Origin of the sequence: Pseudidiomarina andamanensis, assembly GCF_009734345.1 — a bacterium.
GTDB lineage: Bacteria > Pseudomonadota > Gammaproteobacteria > Enterobacterales > Alteromonadaceae > Pseudidiomarina > Pseudidiomarina andamanensis.
The window spans coordinates 1,614,361-1,635,882 of record NZ_CP032551.1; the positions used below are offsets into that span (position 1 = coordinate 1,614,361).

24 protein-coding genes are annotated in these 21,522 nt (G+C 43.1%); 9 read left to right on the forward strand and 15 right to left on the reverse strand.

Translation table 11 applies throughout. The features are described from left to right. Positions 1–10: 10 nt before the first annotated feature. Positions 11–289 (forward strand): peptidylprolyl isomerase, encoded by a 279-nt coding sequence (locus D3795_RS07660; protein WP_092857255.1) that lies wholly within the window; start codon positions 11–13, stop codon positions 287–289. Positions 290–306: 17 nt separating this feature from the next. On the opposite strand, the gene D3795_RS07665 is transcribed toward D3795_RS07660, so the two are convergent. Genes D3795_RS07665 through D3795_RS07675 form a run of 3 tightly spaced genes read right to left on the reverse strand, consistent with a single transcriptional unit; the run spans position 307 to position 1,612 of the window. Further along, positions 307–816: a YbjN domain-containing protein gene (locus D3795_RS07665; protein ID WP_156267611.1), complete on the reverse strand. Its 510-nt coding sequence runs from the start codon at positions 814–816 to the stop codon at positions 307–309. Positions 817–834: 18 nt separating this feature from the next. Further along, on the reverse strand, positions 835–1,203 hold the full coding sequence (locus D3795_RS07670; RefSeq protein WP_156267613.1) for a MerR family transcriptional regulator: 369 nt from the start codon (positions 1,201–1,203) through the stop codon (positions 835–837). Further along, positions 1,190–1,612, reverse strand: coding sequence for a hypothetical protein (locus D3795_RS07675; protein WP_156267614.1), 423 nt, complete (start codon positions 1,610–1,612; stop codon positions 1,190–1,192). Before D3795_RS07675 ends, D3795_RS07670 begins: the two co-directional genes overlap by 14 nt. A gap of 81 nt (positions 1,613–1,693) precedes the next feature. Between D3795_RS07675 and D3795_RS07680 the strand changes: the two genes are divergently transcribed. Next, the gene (locus D3795_RS07680; protein WP_216648945.1) at positions 1,694–2,086 is read left to right on the forward strand and encodes a VOC family protein; all 393 of its coding nucleotides are present in this window, start codon (positions 1,694–1,696) and stop codon (positions 2,084–2,086) included. Between the two features lie 60 nt (positions 2,087–2,146). Here the strand turns inward: D3795_RS07680 and D3795_RS07685 are convergent, their stop codons facing one another. The 6 genes from D3795_RS07685 to D3795_RS07710 all read right to left on the reverse strand — a co-directional run bounded on the left by D3795_RS07685 (position 2,147) and on the right by D3795_RS07710 (position 6,910). Further along, entirely contained in the window at positions 2,147–2,392 is a 246-nt protein-coding gene (locus D3795_RS07685; RefSeq protein ID WP_126760071.1) for a DUF1653 domain-containing protein, read from the reverse strand. Further along, positions 2,389–2,838 carry a YaiI/YqxD family protein gene (locus D3795_RS07690; RefSeq protein WP_156267616.1) on the reverse strand — a complete coding sequence of 150 codons (450 nt, stop codon included), beginning with the start codon at positions 2,836–2,838 and terminating at the stop codon, positions 2,389–2,391. Before D3795_RS07690 ends, D3795_RS07685 begins: the two co-directional genes overlap by 4 nt. A 63-nt stretch (positions 2,839–2,901) precedes the next feature. Beyond that, positions 2,902–3,486 (reverse strand): SOS response-associated peptidase, encoded by a 585-nt coding sequence (locus D3795_RS07695; RefSeq protein WP_156267618.1) that lies wholly within the window; start codon positions 3,484–3,486, stop codon positions 2,902–2,904. 114 nt (positions 3,487–3,600) lie between these two features. Then, entirely contained in the window at positions 3,601–5,478 is a 1,878-nt protein-coding gene (locus tag D3795_RS07700; RefSeq protein ID WP_310942434.1) for a DUF885 domain-containing protein, read from the reverse strand. A gap of 109 nt (positions 5,479–5,587) precedes the next feature. Further along, complete coding sequence (locus D3795_RS07705) at positions 5,588–6,304, reverse strand: GOLPH3/VPS74 family protein (protein WP_156267620.1); 717 nt, start codon at positions 6,302–6,304, stop codon at positions 5,588–5,590. 171 nt (positions 6,305–6,475) lie between these two features. Further along, positions 6,476–6,910, reverse strand: coding sequence for a hypothetical protein (locus tag D3795_RS07710; protein WP_156267622.1), 435 nt, complete (start codon positions 6,908–6,910; stop codon positions 6,476–6,478). 130 nt (positions 6,911–7,040) lie between these two features. On the opposite strand from D3795_RS07710, the gene D3795_RS07715 reads away from it, so the two are divergent. The 5 genes from D3795_RS07715 to dndE all read left to right on the forward strand — a co-directional run bounded on the left by D3795_RS07715 (position 7,041) and on the right by dndE (position 13,285). Then, positions 7,041–7,922, forward strand: a complete 882-nt coding sequence (locus D3795_RS07715) for a LysR family transcriptional regulator (protein WP_156267624.1) — start codon at positions 7,041–7,043, stop codon at positions 7,920–7,922. A gap of 311 nt (positions 7,923–8,233) precedes the next feature. Further along, complete coding sequence (gene dndB, locus D3795_RS07720) at positions 8,234–9,316, forward strand: DNA sulfur modification protein DndB (protein ID WP_156267626.1); 1,083 nt, start codon at positions 8,234–8,236, stop codon at positions 9,314–9,316. Then, on the forward strand, positions 9,313–10,941 hold the full coding sequence (locus tag D3795_RS07725; RefSeq protein ID WP_310942435.1) for a DNA phosphorothioation system sulfurtransferase DndC: 1,629 nt from the start codon (positions 9,313–9,315) through the stop codon (positions 10,939–10,941). Before dndB ends, D3795_RS07725 begins: the two co-directional genes overlap by 4 nt. Next, a complete protein-coding gene (gene dndD, locus D3795_RS07730) occupies positions 10,938–12,929 on the forward strand; it encodes a DNA sulfur modification protein DndD (protein WP_156267628.1) in 1,992 nt (663 codons plus the stop codon). Before D3795_RS07725 ends, dndD begins: the two co-directional genes overlap by 4 nt. 14 nt (positions 12,930–12,943) lie before the next feature. Beyond that, positions 12,944–13,285, forward strand: coding sequence for a DNA sulfur modification protein DndE (gene dndE, locus D3795_RS07735; RefSeq protein ID WP_375294528.1), 342 nt, complete (start codon positions 12,944–12,946; stop codon positions 13,283–13,285). Between the two features lie 56 nt (positions 13,286–13,341). Here the strand turns inward: dndE and D3795_RS07740 are convergent, their stop codons facing one another. The 6 genes from D3795_RS07740 to D3795_RS07765 all read right to left on the reverse strand — a co-directional run bounded on the left by D3795_RS07740 (position 13,342) and on the right by D3795_RS07765 (position 19,956). Beyond that, on the reverse strand, positions 13,342–13,797 hold the full coding sequence (locus D3795_RS07740; protein WP_156267632.1) for a DNA phosphorothioation-associated protein 4: 456 nt from the start codon (positions 13,795–13,797) through the stop codon (positions 13,342–13,344). Beyond that, complete coding sequence (locus tag D3795_RS07745) at positions 13,790–15,847, reverse strand: AAA family ATPase (RefSeq protein ID WP_156267634.1); 2,058 nt, start codon at positions 15,845–15,847, stop codon at positions 13,790–13,792. The genes D3795_RS07740 and D3795_RS07745 overlap by 8 nt, the downstream gene beginning before the upstream one ends. Beyond that, entirely contained in the window at positions 15,837–16,022 is a 186-nt protein-coding gene (locus D3795_RS07750) for a hypothetical protein (RefSeq protein WP_156267636.1), read from the reverse strand. Before D3795_RS07750 ends, D3795_RS07745 begins: the two co-directional genes overlap by 11 nt. After that, positions 16,015–18,060 carry a DEAD/DEAH box helicase family protein gene (locus tag D3795_RS07755; protein WP_156267638.1) on the reverse strand — a complete coding sequence of 682 codons (2,046 nt, stop codon included), beginning with the start codon at positions 18,058–18,060 and terminating at the stop codon, positions 16,015–16,017. The genes D3795_RS07750 and D3795_RS07755 overlap by 8 nt, the downstream gene beginning before the upstream one ends. Then, positions 18,050–18,841 carry a tellurite resistance TerB family protein gene (locus D3795_RS07760; RefSeq protein WP_156267640.1) on the reverse strand — a complete coding sequence of 264 codons (792 nt, stop codon included), beginning with the start codon at positions 18,839–18,841 and terminating at the stop codon, positions 18,050–18,052. The genes D3795_RS07755 and D3795_RS07760 overlap by 11 nt, the downstream gene beginning before the upstream one ends. A 251-nt stretch (positions 18,842–19,092) precedes the next feature. After that, entirely contained in the window at positions 19,093–19,956 is an 864-nt protein-coding gene (locus D3795_RS07765) for a YicC/YloC family endoribonuclease (RefSeq protein WP_126760054.1), read from the reverse strand. A 153-nt stretch (positions 19,957–20,109) separates the two neighbouring features. Between D3795_RS07765 and rph the strand changes: the two genes are divergently transcribed. Beyond that, on the forward strand, positions 20,110–20,823 hold the full coding sequence (rph, locus tag D3795_RS07770; protein WP_156267642.1) for a ribonuclease PH: 714 nt from the start codon (positions 20,110–20,112) through the stop codon (positions 20,821–20,823). A 51-nt stretch (positions 20,824–20,874) separates the two neighbouring features. Then, positions 20,875–21,516 carry an orotate phosphoribosyltransferase gene (gene pyrE / locus D3795_RS07775; protein WP_156267644.1) on the forward strand — a complete coding sequence of 214 codons (642 nt, stop codon included), beginning with the start codon at positions 20,875–20,877 and terminating at the stop codon, positions 21,514–21,516. The last annotated feature ends 6 nt before the right edge of the window (positions 21,517–21,522 follow it).

The window sequence follows — 21,522 nt, forward strand, 5'->3', positions numbered from 1 at the left end:
GTACAAAATTATGGCGCGCGCGCACGCTTTACACATCTTGGTAAAAACCCGCGAAGAGGCGGAAGAGTTAAAGAAACAGCTGGCGGCTGGCAAGAAGTTTGGCGACCTTGCACGTCAGCACTCACTTTGCCCATCGGGCAAGAAGGGTGGCGATCTCGGTGAGTTCGGCCGCGGCCAGATGGTGCCGGCATTCGATAAAGTGGTATTTGGCAAGCCAACGCTCGAAGTTCACGGACCGGTAAAAACCAAATTCGGCTGGCATTTAATAAAAACTTTGTCGCGAAATTAAGCTATTTTTGGCGAAAATTAGTCGAATTTCGCCAAAAGCTCCTCAATATCATCGAGATCATCTTCAACGTTTTCTTTCACTAAACGATAGAATTCATCGGCTGCGTCCGCAATCGCTTCACAAACACGTGCGACCGTTTTTGCTCCGAGCTTCTGGTTATCTTCTTCAAGTGGCAACGCATAAACAAATAACACTTCACCTTCGGAGTCGACTGAGAAACTGCTGAACTTCACTTTGTTGTTGACGAGGTTGGCAATTTCAAGCAGCTGTGTTTGAAAAATCGGTCGATACTCGCCCGCTTCATTAAAATATAACTGCTCGACAAAAAACGGGGCTTGGACAAAATAAGCAATACGCCCCTCTTCGGCTAAACACACTTGAACTGCAATCCCGAAATTACCTTCATCATCAAAATAGTTTTGCGTAGCAACACCAACAAGCACGCGGTCGTCAGTATCGGGCGGCACTTGAAATGCGATACCCTGCGTGTCCAGTTCATCAATCAATTCCGCAATCGTCGTTGCCATTATTTATCTTCCTTGTTTCTATTCAGACACTGTATTGCAGGCTTCATTTTGCAAATAATGTTGCAAGTCGGCGAGGCCAGCGTCTCGCTGTTTGAGCTGTTCGAGTTGCTTCGCAATTTCGGCTCGTTTGCTGTCAATTGCCCGAAGAATCACTTTGGCGGGCAATCCTCTTTTAATATTCTCACCATCACACATCTGTTTTAATTCAGTCAACGTAAAGCCAAATTGTTGAGCAATTTTTATTTGCTTTACGGTTTCGACGTATGTGGTGTCGTAAACGCGATAATTACCACGACGTTGCGCGGGCGGTAACAACCCAATGCTCTCATAGAGGCGAATTGTCGTCGGCGTTACCGCTGTGAGTTTGCAAAATTCACCAATGTACATGCAGCCTCCGCAAGGTTACTGTTTGTTTAATATACCCGACCAGCTGCACAATGCCCCACGCTAATTCAGGAACCATGAAAAACACCAGCAAATCAGTCGCGCCGTTTAACCAAGCATAAAGCATTGCGATAAAAAACAGTACTCTGGCGATGCTATCAAGTAAGCCGTAGAGTGGGTCCGGTTTCATAAACCGTATAATCGACCAAATAGTGACAACGCTTCCCACAAAATGAACAAACAATAAATGTAGCGGCTGGAAATCCGGGAAGGCGCCAGCCAAGTTCTGCGCAACGTGCAAACTTTGCAGCGTATTCAACACCCAAACGGCGACGCCTGGAATTGCAAATAACGATGTTGCGAGAATATCGTAAATTGCGCTTGCTCGAATGATCTTAAAATACGTGTTCATGTTATTGTTCCTATATCGTTTTTATAGAAACGACATGCTAAACCTTGCCCCTATGGGCAGAGTCAAACGGAATCGGACAATATGAAAATTAAATTACTGTTGGCACTGATTTGCCTTGTTTCTTTTGGTGCAGTGGCAGGCGAACGTGAGAAAGTACTTGGCTTCGGCGGCGTGTTTTTCAAAGCAGAAGATCCGAAAGCTTTAGCGCTTTGGTATGAAGAACACCTCGGTGTAAAACAAACGCCAACGACTTATGAAGAAATGCCTTGGGTGCAAACTGGTGGTAGCACGGTATTTGGGGTTTTTAATAACAAAACCAAGTATTTCGGAGCAGATGACCAACAGTTTATGTTCAATTTTCGCGTTGGCGACTTAGATGCGATGGTTCAGCAACTCCGCGAAGCTGGTATCGAGGTTGAAGTTGACCCAGAAACTCTACCCGAATGGTCGCTTCGCACGATTGGCAGATCCTGAAGGCAACCCAATTCAATTATGGCAAGAGATGACGCCAGTTACCGATTAACTGGCGGCTCGTTATTTAGAAATGTCCTGCTCATCACCCCATTCTTCGCCGAGGTATTTAAAGCGCGGCACTTCTAAACCATCAACGCTGACCGACTGCAAGAACATGTCATAGGGGCGTACCCACAAGCCTTGCTCGTCGCCATAAAGCGGCCGGTACAACACCATCCATTCTTCGGTTTCAGAATGGCGCACCGTATCGACTACCTCGTACATCGGGCCTTTGTAGTGCTGATATTTACCTGGGGTAATTTTCATCTCGAACTCCTCGCCAGAATTTTATCGAGCTCATTCGCGAAGGTCATACGATCGCGTTGGTGTAACGGTGGTGGGCCGCCTGTGTGCTCGCCGCTACTGCGCAACGTATCCATGAAATCGCGCATGTTTAAGCGGCTACCGATGTTCTCTTTTGTGAACAACTCGCCACGCGGGCTCAGTGCTTGGCCATGCTTTTTAATCACATCGGCCGCTAACGGAATATCGGCCGTAATCACCAAGTCACCCGCTTCACAAATTTCAGCGATGTAATTGTCGGCAACGTCAAAACCTGACTCAACTTGCTTGGTTTTTATCCATTTTGATGGTGGTACGCGCAAAGGTTGATTCGCCACCAAAATTAATTCAAGCTGTTTCCGCTCAGCAGCGCGATACAAAATGTCTTTAATAACCGCTGGGCAAGCGTCCGCATCAACGTATATTTTCATGTGTCTTTGTGTGTTTTAATGATTTTCATAAACCATAGATTAGCATTAAGCTAAACGCATCACCTAACGCGCAACAACGTTCAAAGCGATATCGTCTGGAGCGACAAGCAACGGTGTTAACGCCTCGACTTGGCTATTTAGCCAAAATTCGACTTCATTCGGGCGAATGAGCAACGGCATGCGATGGTGATACGCTGCGCATTGTTCGGTTGGCGCTGTCGTTAGTGTGACCAGCTGTGCGCGCGAGTCGACATGGGGGAAATAAATGCCAGCCATATACAATGGCTGACCGTTCGCTTCGCTAAATAAGTACTTGGTTTTGCGCGTTTGCCCTTCTTGCTGTTGCCATTCATACCAGCCACTACACGGCACCACACAACGATGCTGCTTAAACGCCAATTGAAAGGTGCGTTTGGTTGCAACCGTCTCGGCCTGTGCGTTAATGAGAATTCGGTTTGCCCAACTCGGTTGAATACCCCACTCCATGCTGAGCTGATGCAACAAATCGTGACGCTGGGTTGTGGTGATCACTTCCACCTGCTGGGTAGGTCGCAAATCTTGATTGGTTGGCGCATGAAATTTCAGACCGAGCTGTTCAGTTACCAGCTGGCATAAAGGGTCAGTGACAACATTGAGCCTTCCACACATAGAAGCCTCCGTTTCAAATGAACGAAAAAGCCGTTCAGTTGCGCCAAAATTGATACAACTGAACGGCTGTTTTGATTGCGAAACTAGGAACTAATACCTTTTACGAAAGTAATATTAGCTGGTGTTCTTAGTCTCGCGAATGTAGTCATCCACAAACTGCTCAAGAATATTGAGCGGTAAAGGACCATTCGCCAAAATCACATCATGGAATTCACGAATATCGAAATCTTCGCCGAGCTCAGTTTTTGCTTTCTCGCGCAGCTCAAGAATCTTCAACATACCGATTTTGTAAGCCGTTGCTTGGCTTGGCATCACAATATGACGCTCAACCATTTTACGCGCGTCAGCTTCAGCGTTTGGCGTATTGGTAACATAAAAATCGATGGCTTCTTCACGGGTCCATTTCTTCGCATGAATACCAGTATCAACGACCAAACGAACCGCGCGCCATAGCTCCATCGCTAAACGGCCAAAATCTGAGTATGGGTCTTTGTAAAAGCCATATTCTTTTGGCAATAACTCGGTGTACAAGCCCCAGCCTTCGCTGTACGCGGTGTAACGACCGAACTTACGGAACGACGGAATGCCCTCAAGCTCTTGCTGAATTGCAATTTGCATGTGGTGGCCAGGAATACCTTCGTGGTAGGCCAGTGCTTCCATTTGGTAGGTTGGCATTGACGCCATGTCGTACAAGTTTGCGTAGTAAACGCCTGGACGTGTGCCATCCATGGACGGTTGCTGATAAAACGCTTTACCGGCTGATTTCTCACGGAACGGTTCAACTGCTTTGACAATCATGTCGGCTTTTGGCTTGGTGATAAACAACTCATCCAAAAACTCACGCATCGTATCGATAAGCGCCGTCGCTTCTTCTAAGTAACGCTGACGACCTTCTTCGGTATCAGGGTAGATAAAGTCTTGGTTATTACGCATGTGTACAAAGAACTCTTGCAGCGTACCTTCAAACCCGACTTTCTCCATAATCACACGCATTTCGTTGTGAATGCGCTCTACTTCGCTTAGACCAATTTGATGAATTTCTTCAGCGGTTAAGTCCGTGGTTGTCGTACGTTTTAATGCGTTGTTGTAGAACGCTTCACCATCAGGGAATTTCCACGCACCATCTTTGGTATCAGCTTGTGCGGCGATGTCTTCAACCGTCGCAATCAAACTTTCATAAGCTGGTTTCACCGATTCCACCAGCGCTTTTTCAGCTGCGCTGGTTAGCTCTTGATATTGGCTTTCTTCAATATCAAGGTTACCTACTTTCTTGGTGAAATCTTCGAGCAACACGCTTGGCTCACCGTCTTCAAATGGTGCGCCTGAAATAATATTCTGGCTGTCGCTGATCACGTACGGATACACAAACTTTGGCGCAATAATTCCTTTTTCAGCGCGCAAACGAAGGTTCTCTTCAAGTTGCTCAAACAATGCTGGTAAGCCGTTCAAACGCGCAATGTAGTCTTGGGCATCGTCCACTTCTTGAATGCGGTGCTGGTTGATTAGCATCGACACCACGCTTGAGTGCATGCCGAACATTTGATTCACAGGGTAGTTGTAATGACGCCATTTGTAGTCCGCAATATCTTCTTCTAAGCCCTGCTTCATCAGCATCAAACTGATTTTGGTTTGCTCGTCGAGCTTCGTTTCGTCAATTGCATTCACTTTCGCAAGTTGTTCTTTTTTCAGCGCGAGCTCTTCTTCAGACGCCTGCTCAGAAATGTCATCCCACTTATCTTGGTCTTGCTTAATACCCAAGTACGACTGGTACATTGGGCTGCGCATAACATTTTCCATGAAAATGTCTTCGAACAGCTTGTTGGCTTTTTCAGATTCGGCTTGAATTTCCGCTTCGGTCACCGCAGCGGTGTTTGCCGCTTGGGTTTCTGCTACAGGCGCTGTTGCTTCAGGTTTCTGCGCATCAGAACATGCCGCTGCGCTTAGCGCCAGCGTCACCGCTAAGGCTAAGTGCTTCATTTTTAAATCAGACATCGGTTGTCTCCTTATTGTTATATTGGCCTTAGCTTAGCACCATACTGACTAGGCGGTCTATTTACGCGCCAGCGCTTGGGGTGAATCGCCGCCACTCTGCGGCAAGGTGTTAACAGCCGCTGGAACTTGATGTTGAAGCGGTTGTTGCAGCGAGCATCGCGGGTAACATGACGGCAACCATTACCGCGGCTTGCACCGCATCAATCACATCTTGCGTTAGAGCGCCGAGTTCTTCGCCCTTAGCAATTTGTTCAATGCGCTTTTTGTGGGTTTTCAGCTCTTCTTTACTAAAAACATCTTTGAGTAGGTAGGCACTTTTCGCGAGCGCCACCATCAGCGCTACGCGTGGGTCAATTTCTAATGGCTTATCCAGCACCAACCGGCGCATCTCGTGACGTAAATGACGTTCGGGTTCAGGGTTCACTTCGGGATAGATTTTCTGGGTAAAAATCCACAGCACTTTCTTTTCATCGCTTTTGATAATGCCATCAGCCACCAATTGCTCAGCAACTTTGTGCTTCAATTTGGAAATGTTGGCGATGGACATAACCCAGTTTTTCAGGGTATCCGGACGCTTCTTGTCTGCAATTTTCTGCAGCACTTCATCCATAACTTGGTCACCCGTTGGCGAAGCATCAAGCACCTCAATTTTGTCTTTATTGTCAGCGTTCACCTGAATACGTTTGGCTAACAACAACTCAGCCAGCACGGCCGCCGCCACTGTGTACTCAATGTACCAACCTTCTGACGTACCCTTTTCGTCGTGCAAGGACAGCAGCACAAGGCCTTCGTAGAGTTTTACTTGAAGTTCGTTAGTGTGATGCATGCGTCACCTTTTTATTGATGTTGTTTTAACCATCATAGGGAGGTTGGTGCGAATGCTCAATTTTAGTGTGTAAGTTTTTGTATCAACGAGAGCGAAGTGAATGAATCACTATTATTCGGCTCACACAATGAGCCGAAAACTGAAGTGAATCGGCTCATTGCTTCGTTCACGTTACATCCGATAACCATGATGGTTTGCTAGGTCAGCAAACACTTTGGTCAATCCTGACCAGAAAGATGAATGCGAGCTATTTTCAGTTTTTGGCTCAGTGACGCACTCTCGGCATAACACCACATCAGAATGACCAGGCACCCGCAAACGAACTGGTAATTCACAATCGCGTGCGGCACTCATTCCGAATTGACGACTGAACAAACCGCCATTGCGTTCCAATGCTGAAAGTAAACGCTTACTTAATGGCAAACATGATGCTGGTCGGCTAGCAACATTCGCTACCGACGATGAGTAAACCGCTAAGCGCGAATCATCGGCTAATTCGAACTCAGCACAGGCTGCGCTTTGTGACACCAACGGCAAACGAAGTTGGTCTTGAATATAGTGGATGCTTTCAGATAACTGACGAACAATAAGTGAATAGGTTTTCATGGCTGACACTCCAAAACGTTAGGTTGTATTCGATGTAAGGAGTATACTGTTTCCAAAATAAATGATTAGATAGCAGAAATTAAATTCGTTGTTTCTTTTAGGAAACAATAGATAGTTAAAGGGACTTCTCATGCTGAACCGCTTAGCCGATATGGCCATTTACGCCACCGTAGTTGAGCAACAATCGTTTACTGCCGCAGCTGAGCGCCTTGGCATTTCCAAAGGTGCTGTGAGTAAAGCGATTAAGAAACTTGAGCAGGAGCTGAATTTAAGACTCTTGCAACGCACCACACGAACCATGGCAGTGACTATTGAAGGCCGCGCGTTTTACGAATACTGCCGTGAAATGATGAGCCAGGTTGAAGCCGCCGAGCAGCACTTGGGAAGCTTCCGCAATACACCAAGCGGCTTAATTCGCATCACCGCGCCGGTAACCTTTGGCAGTGTACAAATCGCCCCATTAATTCCTGAGCTCCTTCAGCAATACCCTGATATCAACATCGACCTATTGCTTGACGACAAACGCGTCGATCTCGTCACACAACAGGTGGATATTGCGATTCGCTGTGGTCGACTGGAGAGCTCTTCGTTGATTGCCAAGCGTTTAAATGACTTACCGTTGGTGGTGGTCGCTACGCCAGAATTTTTAGAAAAGCATGGCGCGCCAGCACACCCGCAAGAACTAACAAACTTTCCCTGTTTGAGTCACAGCTCGCATGTGGTGGATAGGCGCTGGACGTTCCTCGAGAACAATCAAGAAATAACCGTGCGCGTGAAGGGGCCGATGAACGCCAACAACAACGCAGCGCTGAAGCAAGGATTGTTGGCATCACTCGGCATTGCGTATTTACCTCGGTATCAGGTGACTGAGCAGCTCGCCAACGGGCAGTTGGTGCCACTATTGGAAGACTATTTACCGACACCAACGCCGGTGCATGCGGTTTATCGCCATCGGCAGCATTTGAGTGCGGCCATGCGTGCTACGCTTGATTTTTTGACCGCAAGGCTTTGATGCCCTTCATTTTGACTGAAGGAAATTATTCACTCCTACACAGTGAGAAATTATACAGTTTTTACATGGGAAATGCTCTTTTTCACTGTAGTCTAGAAATTTACATGACTACAAGACAGAGTTTAAGCTAGCTACACAAATAATAGTAAATACTTCTGATCATAGTTCGTAATATTCTATAGTAATGGGCACAATAAAATAACTACTCCACCAAAATGGATTTTAAATTTTCACGTAAATTTTTATTTTTTTGTTTACAAACGGAATTTGTTACGTAAAATTTTAACGTAAACTTACAGATGGATTTGAAAATGAACCAGATTGATAACGATTTTTGCTACTCTTTTCCAGCCGTGAGGGGTGTGCAAGCTGGCCGCCCGTTTTATATCGCGACTTGTCCACTTAGAATAATCCCCAAAATTTTCATCTACGATGAAGAAGAAGTGCCACCAGAATTACGGGCACAACGGACTTTAAATAAAACTAGAATTCCGGAGATGTGTCGATACTTGGTTGATAATCCAGATGATTATGTTTTTTCAGCTTTGACGGCCTCAGTAGGAAACGAAGTAACATTCATAGAACATGAAAACGCCCCCAATATGGGCATGCTGCGGGTATCAATGAATGCTAGTATTTTAATAAATGATGGGCAGCATCGCAGAGCCGCTATCGAGGAAGCTATCAAGCTTCGTCCAGAGCTCGGTCAAGACAATATAGCTATTGTTTTTTATATAGATGAAGGCTTGCGAAGAAGTCAGCAAATGTTTGCTGATCTAAACCAGCATGCGATCCGACCATCCACTTCGTTGTCTACTCTATATGATATGCGTGATCCTGGGGCGCGTATCGCAAAGTATCTTGCAAATAATGCAACTCCATTCGTCGGTTTTACCGAGATGGAAAAAAGCAGTATACCGGTTAAAAGCAATAAGATTTTTGCATTGAGCGCTATAAAGCATGCGACACGAGCTCTCCTTCAAAAAGGCCCAAAGGACGAGATCAGTGAAGAGGAAAAAGCTATGGCTTTGCAGTTTTGGAACGAGATTAATGAAAACATGCCTGAGTGGAAATTAGTACAAGAGAAGAAACTGTCGGTTAGCGAGTTTAGACAAGAATATTTAACAGCACACGGTATTGCGCTGCAAGCACTCGCAAATGTAGGTAGCCAGCTTATTCCCTTAGCTGAAAAGGAACGAAAAGCTATATTGACCAAACTTCAAAGTATCGACTGGCGACGCTCTAACTATGAATGGATAAAGCGAGCAATGATGCATGGAAAGTTATCCAAAGCCAGTTCCAACATATTCTTGACGTCACTGGAGATTAAGCGGCAATTGGGGCTTCAGATTACTGAAGATGAGATCACTAAAGAAACTGAGTTGTTAAAATGATGACGAATTTTAGTCAATTTGATTTAGATGAGTACATCGAATTTATCGAGCAAGAAAAATTTGCCGACAAATTGCTGTCGGAACATATCGCAAATGTACAAAGAGTTTACTTACAAGATAAACGTCCTTGGGTAATTGGATATAGTGGCGGAAAAGATTCTTCTGCGGTAATGGTAATCGTTTATCTAGCTTTACTGGGATTGGAGCCACAACAAAGACATAAACACGTATTTGTTGTGGCGTCGGACACATTGGTAGAGACACCTATAGTCGTAAATCACGTAAATAACTCTCTTGATGCTATTCAAAAGGGGGCCCAGCGGGACAAATTGCCAATTACGTCCCACAAAGTAGTGCCGAAAACCAATGAAACTTTTTGGGCGAACCTTCTTGGTAAGGGATATCCAGCTCCAACTCGCCAGTTCCGTTGGTGTACAGAGCGAATGAAAATTGACCCAGTCAGTTCTTTCATAACTGATAAGGTTAGTCAATTTGATGAAGTGATTGTCGTGCTAGGCTCTCGCTCACAGGAGAGCGCTTCGCGAGCTCAAGTCATAGCTAAGCACAAAATATCTGGTTCAGATTTGGCTAAACACACAACGCTTTCGAATGCTTTTATTTACACTCCTATCGACACATGGGGCGTTGATGATGTTTGGAAAATCTTACGTCTCTGCCATTTAGAAACACAAGAGACACCTTACGGAACGAAGAATAAATGGCATGACAAGTATGATCTTGAGTGGGAAAACCCGTGGGGTGGGAAGAATCTAATTTTATGGAATCTTTATAAGGACTCCTCGGGACAGGGTGAATGTCCCATGGTTATTGACGAAACCACTCCCTCATGCGGCAACTCTCGTTTTGGGTGCTGGACTTGCACAGTAGTTACAAAAGACAGAGCTATGGAGAGTCTCGTTCAGAATGGCGAAGACTGGATGCTGCCATTGCTAAAATTTAGAAATATTTTATCTCGCAGCACATCACCGAAACTTAAGAAAAAATATCGAAGTCATATAAGACGTGATGGTCGATTAGCATTCAAAACTCTGCGAGAAGATGGTGATAAAATTTTAACTAATGACTACACAACTGGTCCCTACTTGTTGAAGTACCGGAAGTTGGCTTTAAAGATTCTTCTTCGGATGCAAAAAAAATTAGCGCTTGTGCAAAAAGACTTGGAACTGATCACAGTACCAGAGCTGCACGCTATTCGGCATGAGTGGTTAAATGATCCTAACGACCCGGACTGGAACGATGAGTTACCTAAAATTTTTAAAGAAGTATTTGGATATGATCTTGATTGGTCAGTAGATGATACAAACCAGTTTACACATCAGGAGTCAGCTCTTCTCGACGAAGTTGCTCCAAATTTTAATGTCTCACCGCAGATGCTGAAAAAATTAATCGATCTAGAAATATCCATGAGCGGTTTAACTCGAAGAGTCGGGATTTTTAATAAAATCGGTCGTCTTATTCAACAGGATTGGGGATCCGCCGAGTCTATTATTCTGGAGCACAAAGACAATCGTCAGCGTCAGATTAATCAATCTCGGGAAGTTGAACTCCTAACAGAAGAACTAAATATGCTAAACGCTTCAATAGAGAAAGAGACAAAAATATGATTTTCAAAACTCTAACATTAAACAATTTTAGGGTTTTTAAGGGGTTACATGACATTGATTTGGCTCCTAAAAAACATGGACTTGTCGGTAAGCCAATAGTTTTATTTGGTGGATTGAATGGCGCTGGGAAAACGAGCATTTTAACAGCCATTCGACTTATTCTAATGGGACGAAAAGCGTTAGGTACCGCAATTAGCCAGAAAGAGTACATCAAATTTTTAATCGAACAAATAAACAAAGAAGCTTTAAGTTCGCAGAAAAACGCTAGAGCATCGATTGAGTTAGAGTTCACGCATACTCACAAAGGAAAGCATAATACTTTTGTAGTGAATAGAGGATGGAACTCAGAAGGAACCGAGTCTCTGAAACTAAAGCTAAATGACGAAATTTTAGACACTCTAAACATCGAACAAACTCAGGCAATACTCTCAGATCTAGTTCCAACGGGTATTGGGGATCTCTTCTTTTTTGATGGAGAAAAAATTGCAGAGCTTGCGGAAGATGACACTGGTCACTACTTAAAGGACGCAGTGCAAAAGTTACTCGGTATTGATGTGGTAAATCGCTTGAGAGAAGATTTGGAAATCTACCTTAAACAGGTAACAAAGGACTCATCGGATAATGAGTCAGTTAAGCAAATAACAGCTCTAGAGGCAGAAAAAGATCTGCTATACCAATTAGCGACGCGTTCCCGCCAAAAAGCTGAAGAAATTCGTCCACAGTTGTTCGAACTGCGAAAGTTGGCTTCTCACCTTGAAAATAAATTGCAAGAACGGGGCGGCGCCTGGGCCAAAACAAAAAAAGACGAAAAGGCACGAGCAGATCAATTAATTAGAGATGAACATCAAATAAGTGGCGTCATATTAAATGAGCTCGATGATTACTTCCCATTAGCTTTAGCACCAAACGCAGTTAAGTCGCTTTTCGAACAATTACACAAAGAAAAATCCAAGAAGCAGGAGAACGGCTTTTTGGAGCAATTGACCAAGTTAGTACCTAAGTTGTCTCGGGTCCTTGCCAAAGAAATCAACGCTGACGCTGCCAACTTAGAGAAATTAATTCTGGACCATGCAGAGTTATTAAGTTCAAGCCGCCAAGATGGGAGCGTTGTTCTCGACATTTCTGACACAGATTTTTATCGTTTACTTAATGGAAATGAAGCATCTCTTAACTCGAAGGCCAAATTAGTCGAAAGCCTAAGAAAGCTAGAGTTTTCCCAGTCGGAATTAGCATCGCTGTCGACCAACATTTCTCGTGCCCCAGACGAAGAAGAATTGGGAGAGATATTTGCTGAATTACGGGAATTAGATAAGAAGATTATTGAAAAACGAGATAATTATCTTGCTCATTTGAAAGAGGCGCAATCTCGAATGATGAAGACGCTCGAGCTTTCTCGACGTCTTGAAAAATTAATAAGTCAGCAAAAAAATCAAGTAACGATAGTTAAAGCTATTAAGCGCGTAAGCTCTGCACAATCTGCATTAACACAGTTCGCCCGACGACTAACAAAGTTACGTGTTAGTCAATTGGAAGAATTATTCGTAATATCTTATCGAAAGCTTGCTAGAAAGGATGAATTGAAGTTAGCAGCAAAAATTAACCCTGAAAATTTTGACGTTTCACTCATTGATCAGGATGGTACTGAAATTAATAGAAAATCTCTTTCTGCTGGGGAGAAACAAATTTTCGCATTCGCAATTCTCGAGGCTTTAGGAAAATTATCAGGAAAGGTATTACCTCTTGTAGTTGATACCCCGCTTGGACGTTTAGATTCCAAACACCGAGATAAGCTTATAACTCGTTATTTCCCAGAAGCAAGTGATCAGGTCATTTTGCTGTCTACTGATACGGAAGTCGATAAAGGTTTTTATTCAATGCTTGAAGAGTATGTTTCTCATTCGTATGAAATTAAATTCGATGGTAAATTGCGAAATTCAAGAATATTTGAAGGATACTTCTGGAAAGATAATTACATGGAGGTCGTGTAATGTTACCCAACAGAATGCAGTTATCGAAGGTGGTCGAAGAACAGTTAAAAAGACTAAAATCGCAAACTGGTATAACTCCGAATATATCGGCACGTATTGCCTTTTTTAAGTCAATTGAAAGTGGATATAGGTTTGATCCTAGCATCAGTTACAAACTAGATGGTACGTTGACTTTAGATAAGGTCACCTGGTTAGGAAAAACTCAGCAAATCACTGAACTGCTACTACGATTAAACTACCAAGAGTTAGATGAAAAGCATTTGCAAGTAGCTTGGGCTGCTCATGTAGAACATGGAATTTCCTCGCTGAGAAATCAAAAGACGTTAGCTGATTTTTGTCAAAGTATACTTCTATGATGGAGTTCTTTAGTTCTAACAATGCCGAGCTAGAAAATTCGCTCGGCATTATTATTTTATTTAGCCCAACTGAAAGGGTTTAGGTTTGTATCATTATTCAGCTCGTCATTTAATTCCGAATTTATCAATAGCTCAATCGACTGAAGTGCATTCGTACCATCTTTGATATATTCAGAAATGACTGACAGTCCACCATTGGCATATTCTTCAAAAATAAGAATAGCATTGGAGAAATGTTCTTTCTTCAATATGTTTGTATCCTTAGTTTCAGCTAGCGCTAGACAATGAATGAAAGGAATATCAATATTTTCATCGAATATTCTTAACATTATACGTTCACCACTTTTATCGAAAGGTAAGCGTATTTGCTTTTTATAGCCTAATGAAGCTGCAAAAACTAAGATATTCTTGAAAGAAGAAAAAATATTTTCATCTTTCAATATAGTTAATAGTTTACTATGCTCTTCTGGGCGACGAACTCTAATATCTTCTCTTTTCTCGTTATTAGGCATTTATTTTTACCTCATCTATAGACGAGTAATCAAATCCAGTATCAGAAGCAGCTAAGTAACCTCGTTCCGTTAGCTTATTGTCTTTAATAGATGACGTGTGATAAACCAGCTTGTAGGACTTACCAATACGGCCTTCACAAGCCTGTTTCACATTGCCTGACCATTGCGAGTTAGAAACAAAAATAATAACTTGATCTGCTAGATTAGAAACACTTTGTGCAACTTTAAATCTATAGTCATCGTCCAAAGCCCCAAAAGGTGAGTCCATAACTAAAGGATATATGCCTCCTGTAAAAAAGTTTGTGTTCTTTTTATTAATCTGCTCTTTAGCTAATTCAATTATGCTTGCAATAAATGATAGGCTGGTAACCTGCTTCTCGCCAGTCGATTGTTCTCTAGCTTCCTGTGTTGCCCCGTCTATATCTGTTTTAACTACCTTTAAATGATAGTTTTCATCAATAATAGCTTCTACAGGCTTTCGCATAATTGCTTGGAACGTTCTGTTGACTCTTTGAGACAAGTCTAAACGTATGCGATCTGTTAAAAACTCATTAAGAGAATTTAATGCATTAGCAACGTTTTGTGCGGCAGTGTATCTTGCTGAAGTCAAAGTGTGTTTCTCTTTCTTGTCTTCCAGCTCTTCAAACTGCTCTTTTCTTTCCTTTAAACTTGCTTCAATAGTTTCGAGCTCAATATCGTGCCGAGCCAGTTCTTTTTCTAAATTAATCGCTTGTTTGTTTAAGTCATTAATATCATTTTCTAATTTCGCAATCTGGTCATCATCTTGACCCATTTCTCGAAGTTTTAAATTAATTTCTGTGATTTCATCTTGGATGCTTTCGATCTTTAACAAGCGTTCATTATATCGATTTGTGAAAACTTCGTGTTTTTGTTTATAAGTATCATTATCGCTATCGAAATGACTAATCAAAGCTTGCAGCCGAGTAAAGACCTCCTCCGCATCATCGCTTCCAGCGTCTTTCAGAGCGTCTTGCAATGTATTTTCTTCAATAGAGTTAGGTCTTATAGGATTTCCGCACATACAGTAACCTGACTCAATGAGGTCTTTGATAAATTGATCTCGAACCCTATACGGTAGGCGCCCGATCTTTCTATTTTCTTCAATTATTTGCTTGGAGTCATTAATTACTTTTGAAGACAATATTGAGGCTCGATATGCGTCAATCGTGCTCGCGCGATCTGAGTTTATCTCGTCCATTTCCTTTTTAAGGTCACGAATGTTGCGGTTCAAAGCTTCTCGTTTATCAGCTAACGATTTTGCTTTTTCAATTTTTTTTAACTCGTTATTCTTCCCGTCGATGGATTCGCGAGTCGAAGCTAAAATTTGTTTAGTTGACCGAATCGAATCCGAAATGCGTGTTTTCTCGTCTTCTTTAAGGTTTATTTCGTCATATATGTCTTGATGAAGCTCCGACTTAAAGTCCTTTCCTTCTTTTCGAATTTGACGTGCGGCTTTCTGGACATGTTTGTGAGCTCTTTCTATTAGCTCTAGGCCAGTTAAATATCGAATAGCTTGCTTTATCTTGTCACCTTCATTCACATTTGCGATTTTTTCTATACGTTCACCATTGAAAAAGAAATATGGCTGAAGATTTCTTGGTATAAGCAACTCAATTGTGGAGCCTGGCATTTTTGAGCGCACCGTCTTCCCTGATTCGTCAGTAACATCGACAGAAAAATCAGATTCCTTTAACGAAACGGTACCGTCTGAACGCTTTAGATACTTGTTTTTTCTTGTTATATCGTATCGATTGCCAACATCAGAACACTTTATTTGTACCGAAGTAGTAATTAAATCTCCTGCATTTGCATTAGTAATGGCAGCTTCATTGAGAATGAAGTCATTTTCGGTGTCAAAGTCGGTTTGACCATAAAAACACCATTTAAAAGCGTTAAGCAGACTAGTTTTTCCTGCGCCGTTTGCTCCATGAATTACGGTTACGTTTTTGTCGTTGCTTGTTGCAAAGTCCAAAATTATTGGCTTCCAAAACTGCCGGAAGTTTTCAATCCGCATTGAATCAATTTTCATTAACAATACCCCGGTTTATGCACGCGACTATTGTATTTACTATACTGTCATACTTGTTCTCATTCTTTTCTAATTCAGCATCAGCTAAACTTTGCTTTTCTAGTGCAAGAACTTCACGAAAAATTCTTTGTTCTGCTGGGGTAAGACTTTGAATAATTTCATCAACGCTATTCATCAAAATGTACTCCATGTCGTTTGGCTAGGTCCAATAGCATGTCTTCATTATCCTTAGCATTTATAGCTAATGAGTTGTACTCCAGCCCTCTAAAAACCTCACGAGAAACTAGTTCAGGGCTAATTGCTGCATGTTTAGGCGGAATAACAATAAAGTCAAATATTGCAGCTTGTGTCTTTCCTTGTGCTTTTCGAAGTACACGCCCCCGACGCTGTATAAACTCTCTGGGATTCGTGGTTGACGAGAGAATAAAAGCATTTTGGGTGGCAGGTACATCTACCCCCTCGTCTAGACACTTTATCGCTGCTATAACTTCCAGTTCACCGGAGGCGAATAAGCTCAGTATTTCTTGTCTATCTTCAAGTGACTCAGATGCTGTAAATTTACGAGCTTTCAGTCTAAGTTCCTTTCCAACTAACTTTAAAACTTTGTCTATATGGCGCAACCCGTCACTGTCACGATGTGTTCCGCAATAAATTAACGTATGAGTTTTTGACTCCATACGCTGAATTTCTTGTGACAACAGGTCAAGTTTGCTTTCAACCATCGATATTAGTTCATTTCTCTGTCTTAATAATTTTTCATGCAGCTGAGTACGAGGTTGGCCTGGCCGTCTGTTTTTTTTCTGCTCCTCAATATCATCACTAAGCTCCTGATAGAGATAAAACTCCTGTTCCGTCATTTCACAGAGAAGCGGTGTGTAACTATAAGGAACCAAGAAACTTTTTTGAATTGCATCTGCCAATGAAAACTCATAAACACTTTTACCAAAGTAATTGAAAAGTGATTCGGTACCTTCATCGTCATTATGCCTTACAGGAGTCGCGCTTAACGCTAGTCGAAAATTCGCATTATCTGGCAACTTAGACGAGAAAGTCGGAGCCCCAAGATTATGCGCTTCGTCTGCGATAATTAGAAAATCTCCAGTAATCGGTTTGATCAAAGCCTGAAAGTAATCCGAAATAAAAGTACTGTTCGTAACCATAGCCATGACAATACCTTCGCGCTTGGCTGAAGTAGTAACTAAAGCATCAGCAAGCTTACTACGCCATGCGTCTGAACTTTCATAACATTTTATTGGAGAGTATCCGAAGTTACTTGCTTCATCAAACCATTGATCTAAAAGGTGCTTCAGCGGAAGGATAAAGCACACAAATAACTTGCGCTTTGCCGGCAATGTGCGTTGTTTGATAAGCTTTTGAACTATCGATAATGCTGTAATAGTTTTACCTGAGCCGGTTGCCATTACCAAAAAGCCTTTACCGCTAGCTTGACCCCATGCTTCTATCGCTTCAATTTGATAGTCACGAAGTGTTATATGAGATGCGGTTTGGGTTATTTCACTCTGCAGTTTTTCCAAGCTACTAGCTTTCTCCGAAATTTGTGATATCAGGTTCAAAGAGGGTGTGAGGACTTTGTAACTTGGATCTATATTCTTCCATAAGTTTTCAAAACGTTCACAATTGATATTGATTCGACGTTTTTCAGTTGAAACCCAGCTCTTGAAAACATCGATGTGCTCCCAGTTAGACTTGGCGTTACCAGTTAAGTTGTAAGAGCCTGTGAATGCAATTCTGTTCTCAAAAAAATCTGTTGCATTCCCTATCTTCGCATGGAACATTCCGGAGGATGTAATCTTAGGTAACGCTATTTTGAACTCTAAAACTCCATATCTGATCAATGTGGCGAGGCGTGTTTGTAGTGGTTTATCTAACTCTAAAAACTCGCTTATAATCCGATCGTCTAGTAATTTCTTTGTAACGCCACTGTCTTCTTCAGCTTTCACGGTGCTTATGACTTCAGCATCTTCTTTTTGAAGTTGTGGTGAAATTACCCATCTGCTCTTACCGTTATTTGATGCGAACATTAAAATTGCTTCGCATACATCTCGTAACCAAGCGGATGAAAAATATCCTACAGCAACATCAAATGTTTTAGCATTCGAAAGTAAAGGAACAAACAACTCTTCGTTTGGATCTGAATACCCAGACGATAAAGTCTCAGGAAGATCAATTTCAGAAAATTGTTTAGAAGTCACTGAAGTCGTCCAATAATTTGTCTAATGAATCATCGACTTCGAACTCAATAATATCGCTATTTGTCAATCTACTTTTGGCCCCAGCAATAGCTATATTTTTATGCTTGGCGAGTGCTTTTAAATCTCTAACAACTTTTTTTGTCGGTATTTCTGCAGATCTGTAAAGTTCTCGTAGAATCTGTACTTCATTCTTTGCGATTTCGGCATCTGATATTGCAATATCTTTAGCAATAGTCACGATCTGCAACTTCGCCACGCTGTTGAGACTCTCTATTTCCTCAATTAAATCTTCAATGCTATAACGGCTAAAAAGCCAGTAGAGGGCCCTCATAAGAACGAAGTCTTTCTCTGAGCTGGTTAGAAAAGTCAAACCTCGGATTGAATCTCGAACTTGCTGAAGCTCCTGATATTTTATAGAGCCATCTATCTTAGCCATCATCGCAGAAACTTTTGCGATGAGGAGCGCATATCGCATGTTCGAGGATGTTTTATCTACAGCGGGTTGCTTGTGAAAAATGACTACAGGCTCATGAAGAAGTTCGCGACTGAGGTTGGCGACAGTAATTCCGGAGCTCGTTTTTACTAACTTAGGAAGAATATCTAACTGTTCCTCAATTAAAGTTTCATATATCAACTCCAAGGAAATTTGACGAGTTACATCAAGTTTAGAAAATTCTTCTATATTTGCGATCGTGCCTAGGAAGTATCCTTCGGTATCTATATTACGCCGAACCTTGTCCAAGTTGTAGACTTCTTCATAACCAATAACATTAGTGTTCATTCCGTTGCCCCACTTATTAAATGATAGTTTTGAAACAAGCTTTATTTTTGATGATATGAAATTAACTCATTTATAACTGAGAGACAATACGAATAACTACTGTTAAAAATCGGGGGACTAGACTAGTAATTAAGATTTATTCAATTACTTTTCGATTAGTTAGGCTAGTTAACAAAGTAAGTTCAACTGCATTGAAACGAAAACGCCCTCATCGATGAAGACGTTTTAGGAATCAAAATAAATGAAATTAGCTACTCGATGTTCTGGATCTGCTCACGCATCTGCTCAATCAACACCTTCAACTCCACAGCAGAAGCAGTAATGTCAGCGTTAATCGATTTCGAGCCCAAGGTGTTCGCTTCACGGTTGAATTCTTGCATCATGAAGTCTAAACGACGGCCACAGGCGCCGCCTTTACGCAGAATTTTGCGGGTTTCAACAACGTGCGCGTTCAGGCGGTCGAGCTCTTCGGCTACGTCTACTTTTTGCGCCAGCATCACCATTTCCGCTTCAAGGCGCGTTGGGTCGAGTTCCACACGAGCTTCTTCAAAGCGCGCAAGCAATTTCTCACGCTGCCATTGCAGTACTTCTGGCATGCGGCCGCGCACAAAGCTGACTTGCTCTGAAATGCCTTCAAGGCGCTCTTCAATCATGCGCTCGAGTGCCTTGCCTTCGCTAGCACGGTTTTCAATAAATTCAGCAATGCAGGCTTCAAAAGCGCCAAGTACGTCGGCTTGAATCACATCCATATCGTCTTCTTGCTGCGCCACAACACCAGGCCAACGCAATACGTCTAACGGGTTCAGCTGTGCACTTGAGCTTTGGTTGGCTACCCAATTCGCCGATGAAATGACGCTACGAGCGAGGTCTTCGTTCAGACTTAAACCGCCTTCGGCTTTTTGCTCAATGTGCAAACGCAGGTTGCATTCTACTTTGCCGCGCTGCAGTTGCTTGCGTAAGCGGTCGCGTAAGCCATTTTCGAGTGAACGAATTTGCTCGGGTAGGCGAAAGTAGGTTTCTAAGAAGCGTTGGTTTACCGAGCGCATTTCCCACGTGGCTGTGCCCCACTCGGCTTTCAGTTCATGGCGCGCGTAGCCGGTCATTGATTGAATCATTGCTATTCCTTGTAAGCTTTATCTGCCGTTAGTTTATCACCTATCTCAATCTCGTACAGCAGGGCAATAAAACCGGTTAATCTTGCAACGGAATTTCACATCCATATCTGATATAATCGCCAGCCATAATTTTGCACAAAACAGGAGCCAACCATGCGTCCAAGTGGTCGTACTGCCCAACAGATCCGCCCGGTGACTATTACCCGGAATTTTACGCGTCATGCCGAAGGTTCGGTGCTCATTGAGTTTGGTGATACCAAGGTGTTGTGTACAGCCAGTGTGGATAAAAGCGTACCGCGCTTTTTGAAGGGCAAGGGCCAAGGTTGGGTCACGGCGGAATACGGCATGTTGCCGCGTTCAACGCACTCGCGCATGGATCGCGAAGCTGCGCGTGGTAAGCAAGGTGGCCGCACAGTTGAAATTCAGCGCTTAATTGGCCGTTCATTGCGTGCTTGCGTGGATATGGCAGCGCTAGGTGAGAACACCATCACTATCGATTGCGACGTGTTGCAGGCCGATGGCGGTACGCGTACCGCATCAATTACTGGTGCCTGTGTGGCGTTGGTGGATGCGCTGAACTGGATGCGCAAAGAAGGCATCGTCAAAACGAATCCGTTGAAAGGTCTGGTGGCTGCGGTATCGGTGGGTATGTATGAAGGCCATGCGGTGGCGGATTTGGATTACCCAGAAGATTCCAAAGCGGAAACTGATATGAACGTGGTGATGACTGAAGCGGGCAAGTTCATTGAAATTCAGGGTACCGCTGAGGGCGAACCGTTCTCCAGCGAAGACATGAATGCGATGCTGGATTTAGCGAAGCATGCCATTCGTGAATTGATGGATTTGCAGAAACAGGCATTGGCGTAATCTTTCGCTTAACGAATAACCAATAACGAGTAACCAACAACGGCTCTTTGTATGAAACAATATCAAAAAGATTTTATCGAATTTGCCATTGAACGTGGCGTGTTGAAGTTTGGTGAGTTTACTTTGAAATCAGGCCGCACGAGCCCGTATTTCTTCAATGCGGGGTTGTTTAATCAGGGTTCTGATTTGGCGCGCCTTGGTCGGTTTTATGCGGCGGCGTTGCAAGACAGCGGCGTGGAGTTTGATGTGTTGTTTGGCCCAGCGTACAAGGGCATTCCAATTGCCACAGCGGCGGCGATTGCGCTGTTTGATACGTATCAGAAAGATGTGCCGTATTGCTTTAACCGCAAAGAGAAGAAAGACCACGGCGAAGGCGGCAACTTGGTGGGTTCACCACTCAATGGTCGCGTGATGCTGGTGGACGATGTAATTACGGCGGGCACGGCTATTCGTGAATCGATGGAAATTGTGCAGGCCAACGGCGCTGAGTTAGCGGGTGTGTTGATTGCGCTTGATCGCCAAGAGAAAGGCAAAGGCGAGCTAAGCGCTATTCAGGAAGTTGAGCGCGATTACAATGCGCAAGTGATCAGCATTGTGCAGCTGAATGATGTGATTGAGTATTTGAAAGACTCGCCCGATTTAGCGCAGTACCTAGATAAAGTCACTGCGTATCGGGCGGCGTATGGGGTGTAGCCCGGC

Excerpts from the sequence above, each read along its gene's own strand:
- dndE (WP_375294528.1), top strand. The coding sequence starts at position 12,944 with ATGCAGTTATCGAAGGTGGTCGAAGAACAGTTAAAAAGACTAAAATCG.
- D3795_RS07715 (WP_156267624.1), top strand. The coding sequence starts at position 7,041 with ATGCTGAACCGCTTAGCCGATATGGCCATTTACGCCACCGTAGTTGAG.
- D3795_RS07690 (WP_156267616.1), bottom strand. The coding sequence starts at position 2,838 with ATGAAAATATACGTTGATGCGGACGCTTGCCCAGCGGTTATTAAAGAC.
- rph (WP_156267642.1), top strand. The coding sequence starts at position 20,110 with ATGCGTCCAAGTGGTCGTACTGCCCAACAGATCCGCCCGGTGACTATT.
- D3795_RS07675 (WP_156267614.1), bottom strand. The coding sequence starts at position 1,612 with ATGAACACGTATTTTAAGATCATTCGAGCAAGCGCAATTTACGATATT.
- D3795_RS07765 (WP_126760054.1), bottom strand. The coding sequence starts at position 19,956 with ATGATTCAATCAATGACCGGCTACGCGCGCCATGAACTGAAAGCCGAG.
- pyrE (WP_156267644.1), top strand. The coding sequence starts at position 20,875 with ATGAAACAATATCAAAAAGATTTTATCGAATTTGCCATTGAACGTGGC.
- D3795_RS07705 (WP_156267620.1), bottom strand. The coding sequence starts at position 6,304 with ATGCATCACACTAACGAACTTCAAGTAAAACTCTACGAAGGCCTTGTG.
- D3795_RS07680 (WP_216648945.1), top strand. The coding sequence starts at position 1,694 with ATGAAAATTAAATTACTGTTGGCACTGATTTGCCTTGTTTCTTTTGGT.
- dndB (WP_156267626.1), top strand. The coding sequence starts at position 8,234 with ATGAACCAGATTGATAACGATTTTTGCTACTCTTTTCCAGCCGTGAGG.
- dndD (WP_156267628.1), top strand. The coding sequence starts at position 10,938 with ATGATTTTCAAAACTCTAACATTAAACAATTTTAGGGTTTTTAAGGGG.
- D3795_RS07750 (WP_156267636.1), bottom strand. The coding sequence starts at position 16,022 with ATGAATAGCGTTGATGAAATTATTCAAAGTCTTACCCCAGCAGAACAA.
- D3795_RS07710 (WP_156267622.1), bottom strand. The coding sequence starts at position 6,910 with ATGAAAACCTATTCACTTATTGTTCGTCAGTTATCTGAAAGCATCCAC.
- D3795_RS07740 (WP_156267632.1), bottom strand. The coding sequence starts at position 13,797 with ATGCCTAATAACGAGAAAAGAGAAGATATTAGAGTTCGTCGCCCAGAA.
- D3795_RS07760 (WP_156267640.1), bottom strand. The coding sequence starts at position 18,841 with ATGAACACTAATGTTATTGGTTATGAAGAAGTCTACAACTTGGACAAG.
- D3795_RS07695 (WP_156267618.1), bottom strand. The coding sequence starts at position 3,486 with ATGTGTGGAAGGCTCAATGTTGTCACTGACCCTTTATGCCAGCTGGTA.
- D3795_RS07745 (WP_156267634.1), bottom strand. The coding sequence starts at position 15,847 with ATGAAAATTGATTCAATGCGGATTGAAAACTTCCGGCAGTTTTGGAAG.
- D3795_RS07685 (WP_126760071.1), bottom strand. The coding sequence starts at position 2,392 with ATGAAAATTACCCCAGGTAAATATCAGCACTACAAAGGCCCGATGTAC.
- D3795_RS07660 (WP_092857255.1), top strand. The coding sequence starts at position 11 with ATGGCGCGCGCGCACGCTTTACACATCTTGGTAAAAACCCGCGAAGAG.
- D3795_RS07725 (WP_310942435.1), top strand. The coding sequence starts at position 9,313 with ATGATGACGAATTTTAGTCAATTTGATTTAGATGAGTACATCGAATTT.
- D3795_RS07670 (WP_156267613.1), bottom strand. The coding sequence starts at position 1,203 with ATGTACATTGGTGAATTTTGCAAACTCACAGCGGTAACGCCGACGACA.
- D3795_RS07665 (WP_156267611.1), bottom strand. The coding sequence starts at position 816 with ATGGCAACGACGATTGCGGAATTGATTGATGAACTGGACACGCAGGGT.
- D3795_RS07700 (WP_310942434.1), bottom strand. The coding sequence starts at position 5,478 with ATGTCTGATTTAAAAATGAAGCACTTAGCCTTAGCGGTGACGCTGGCG.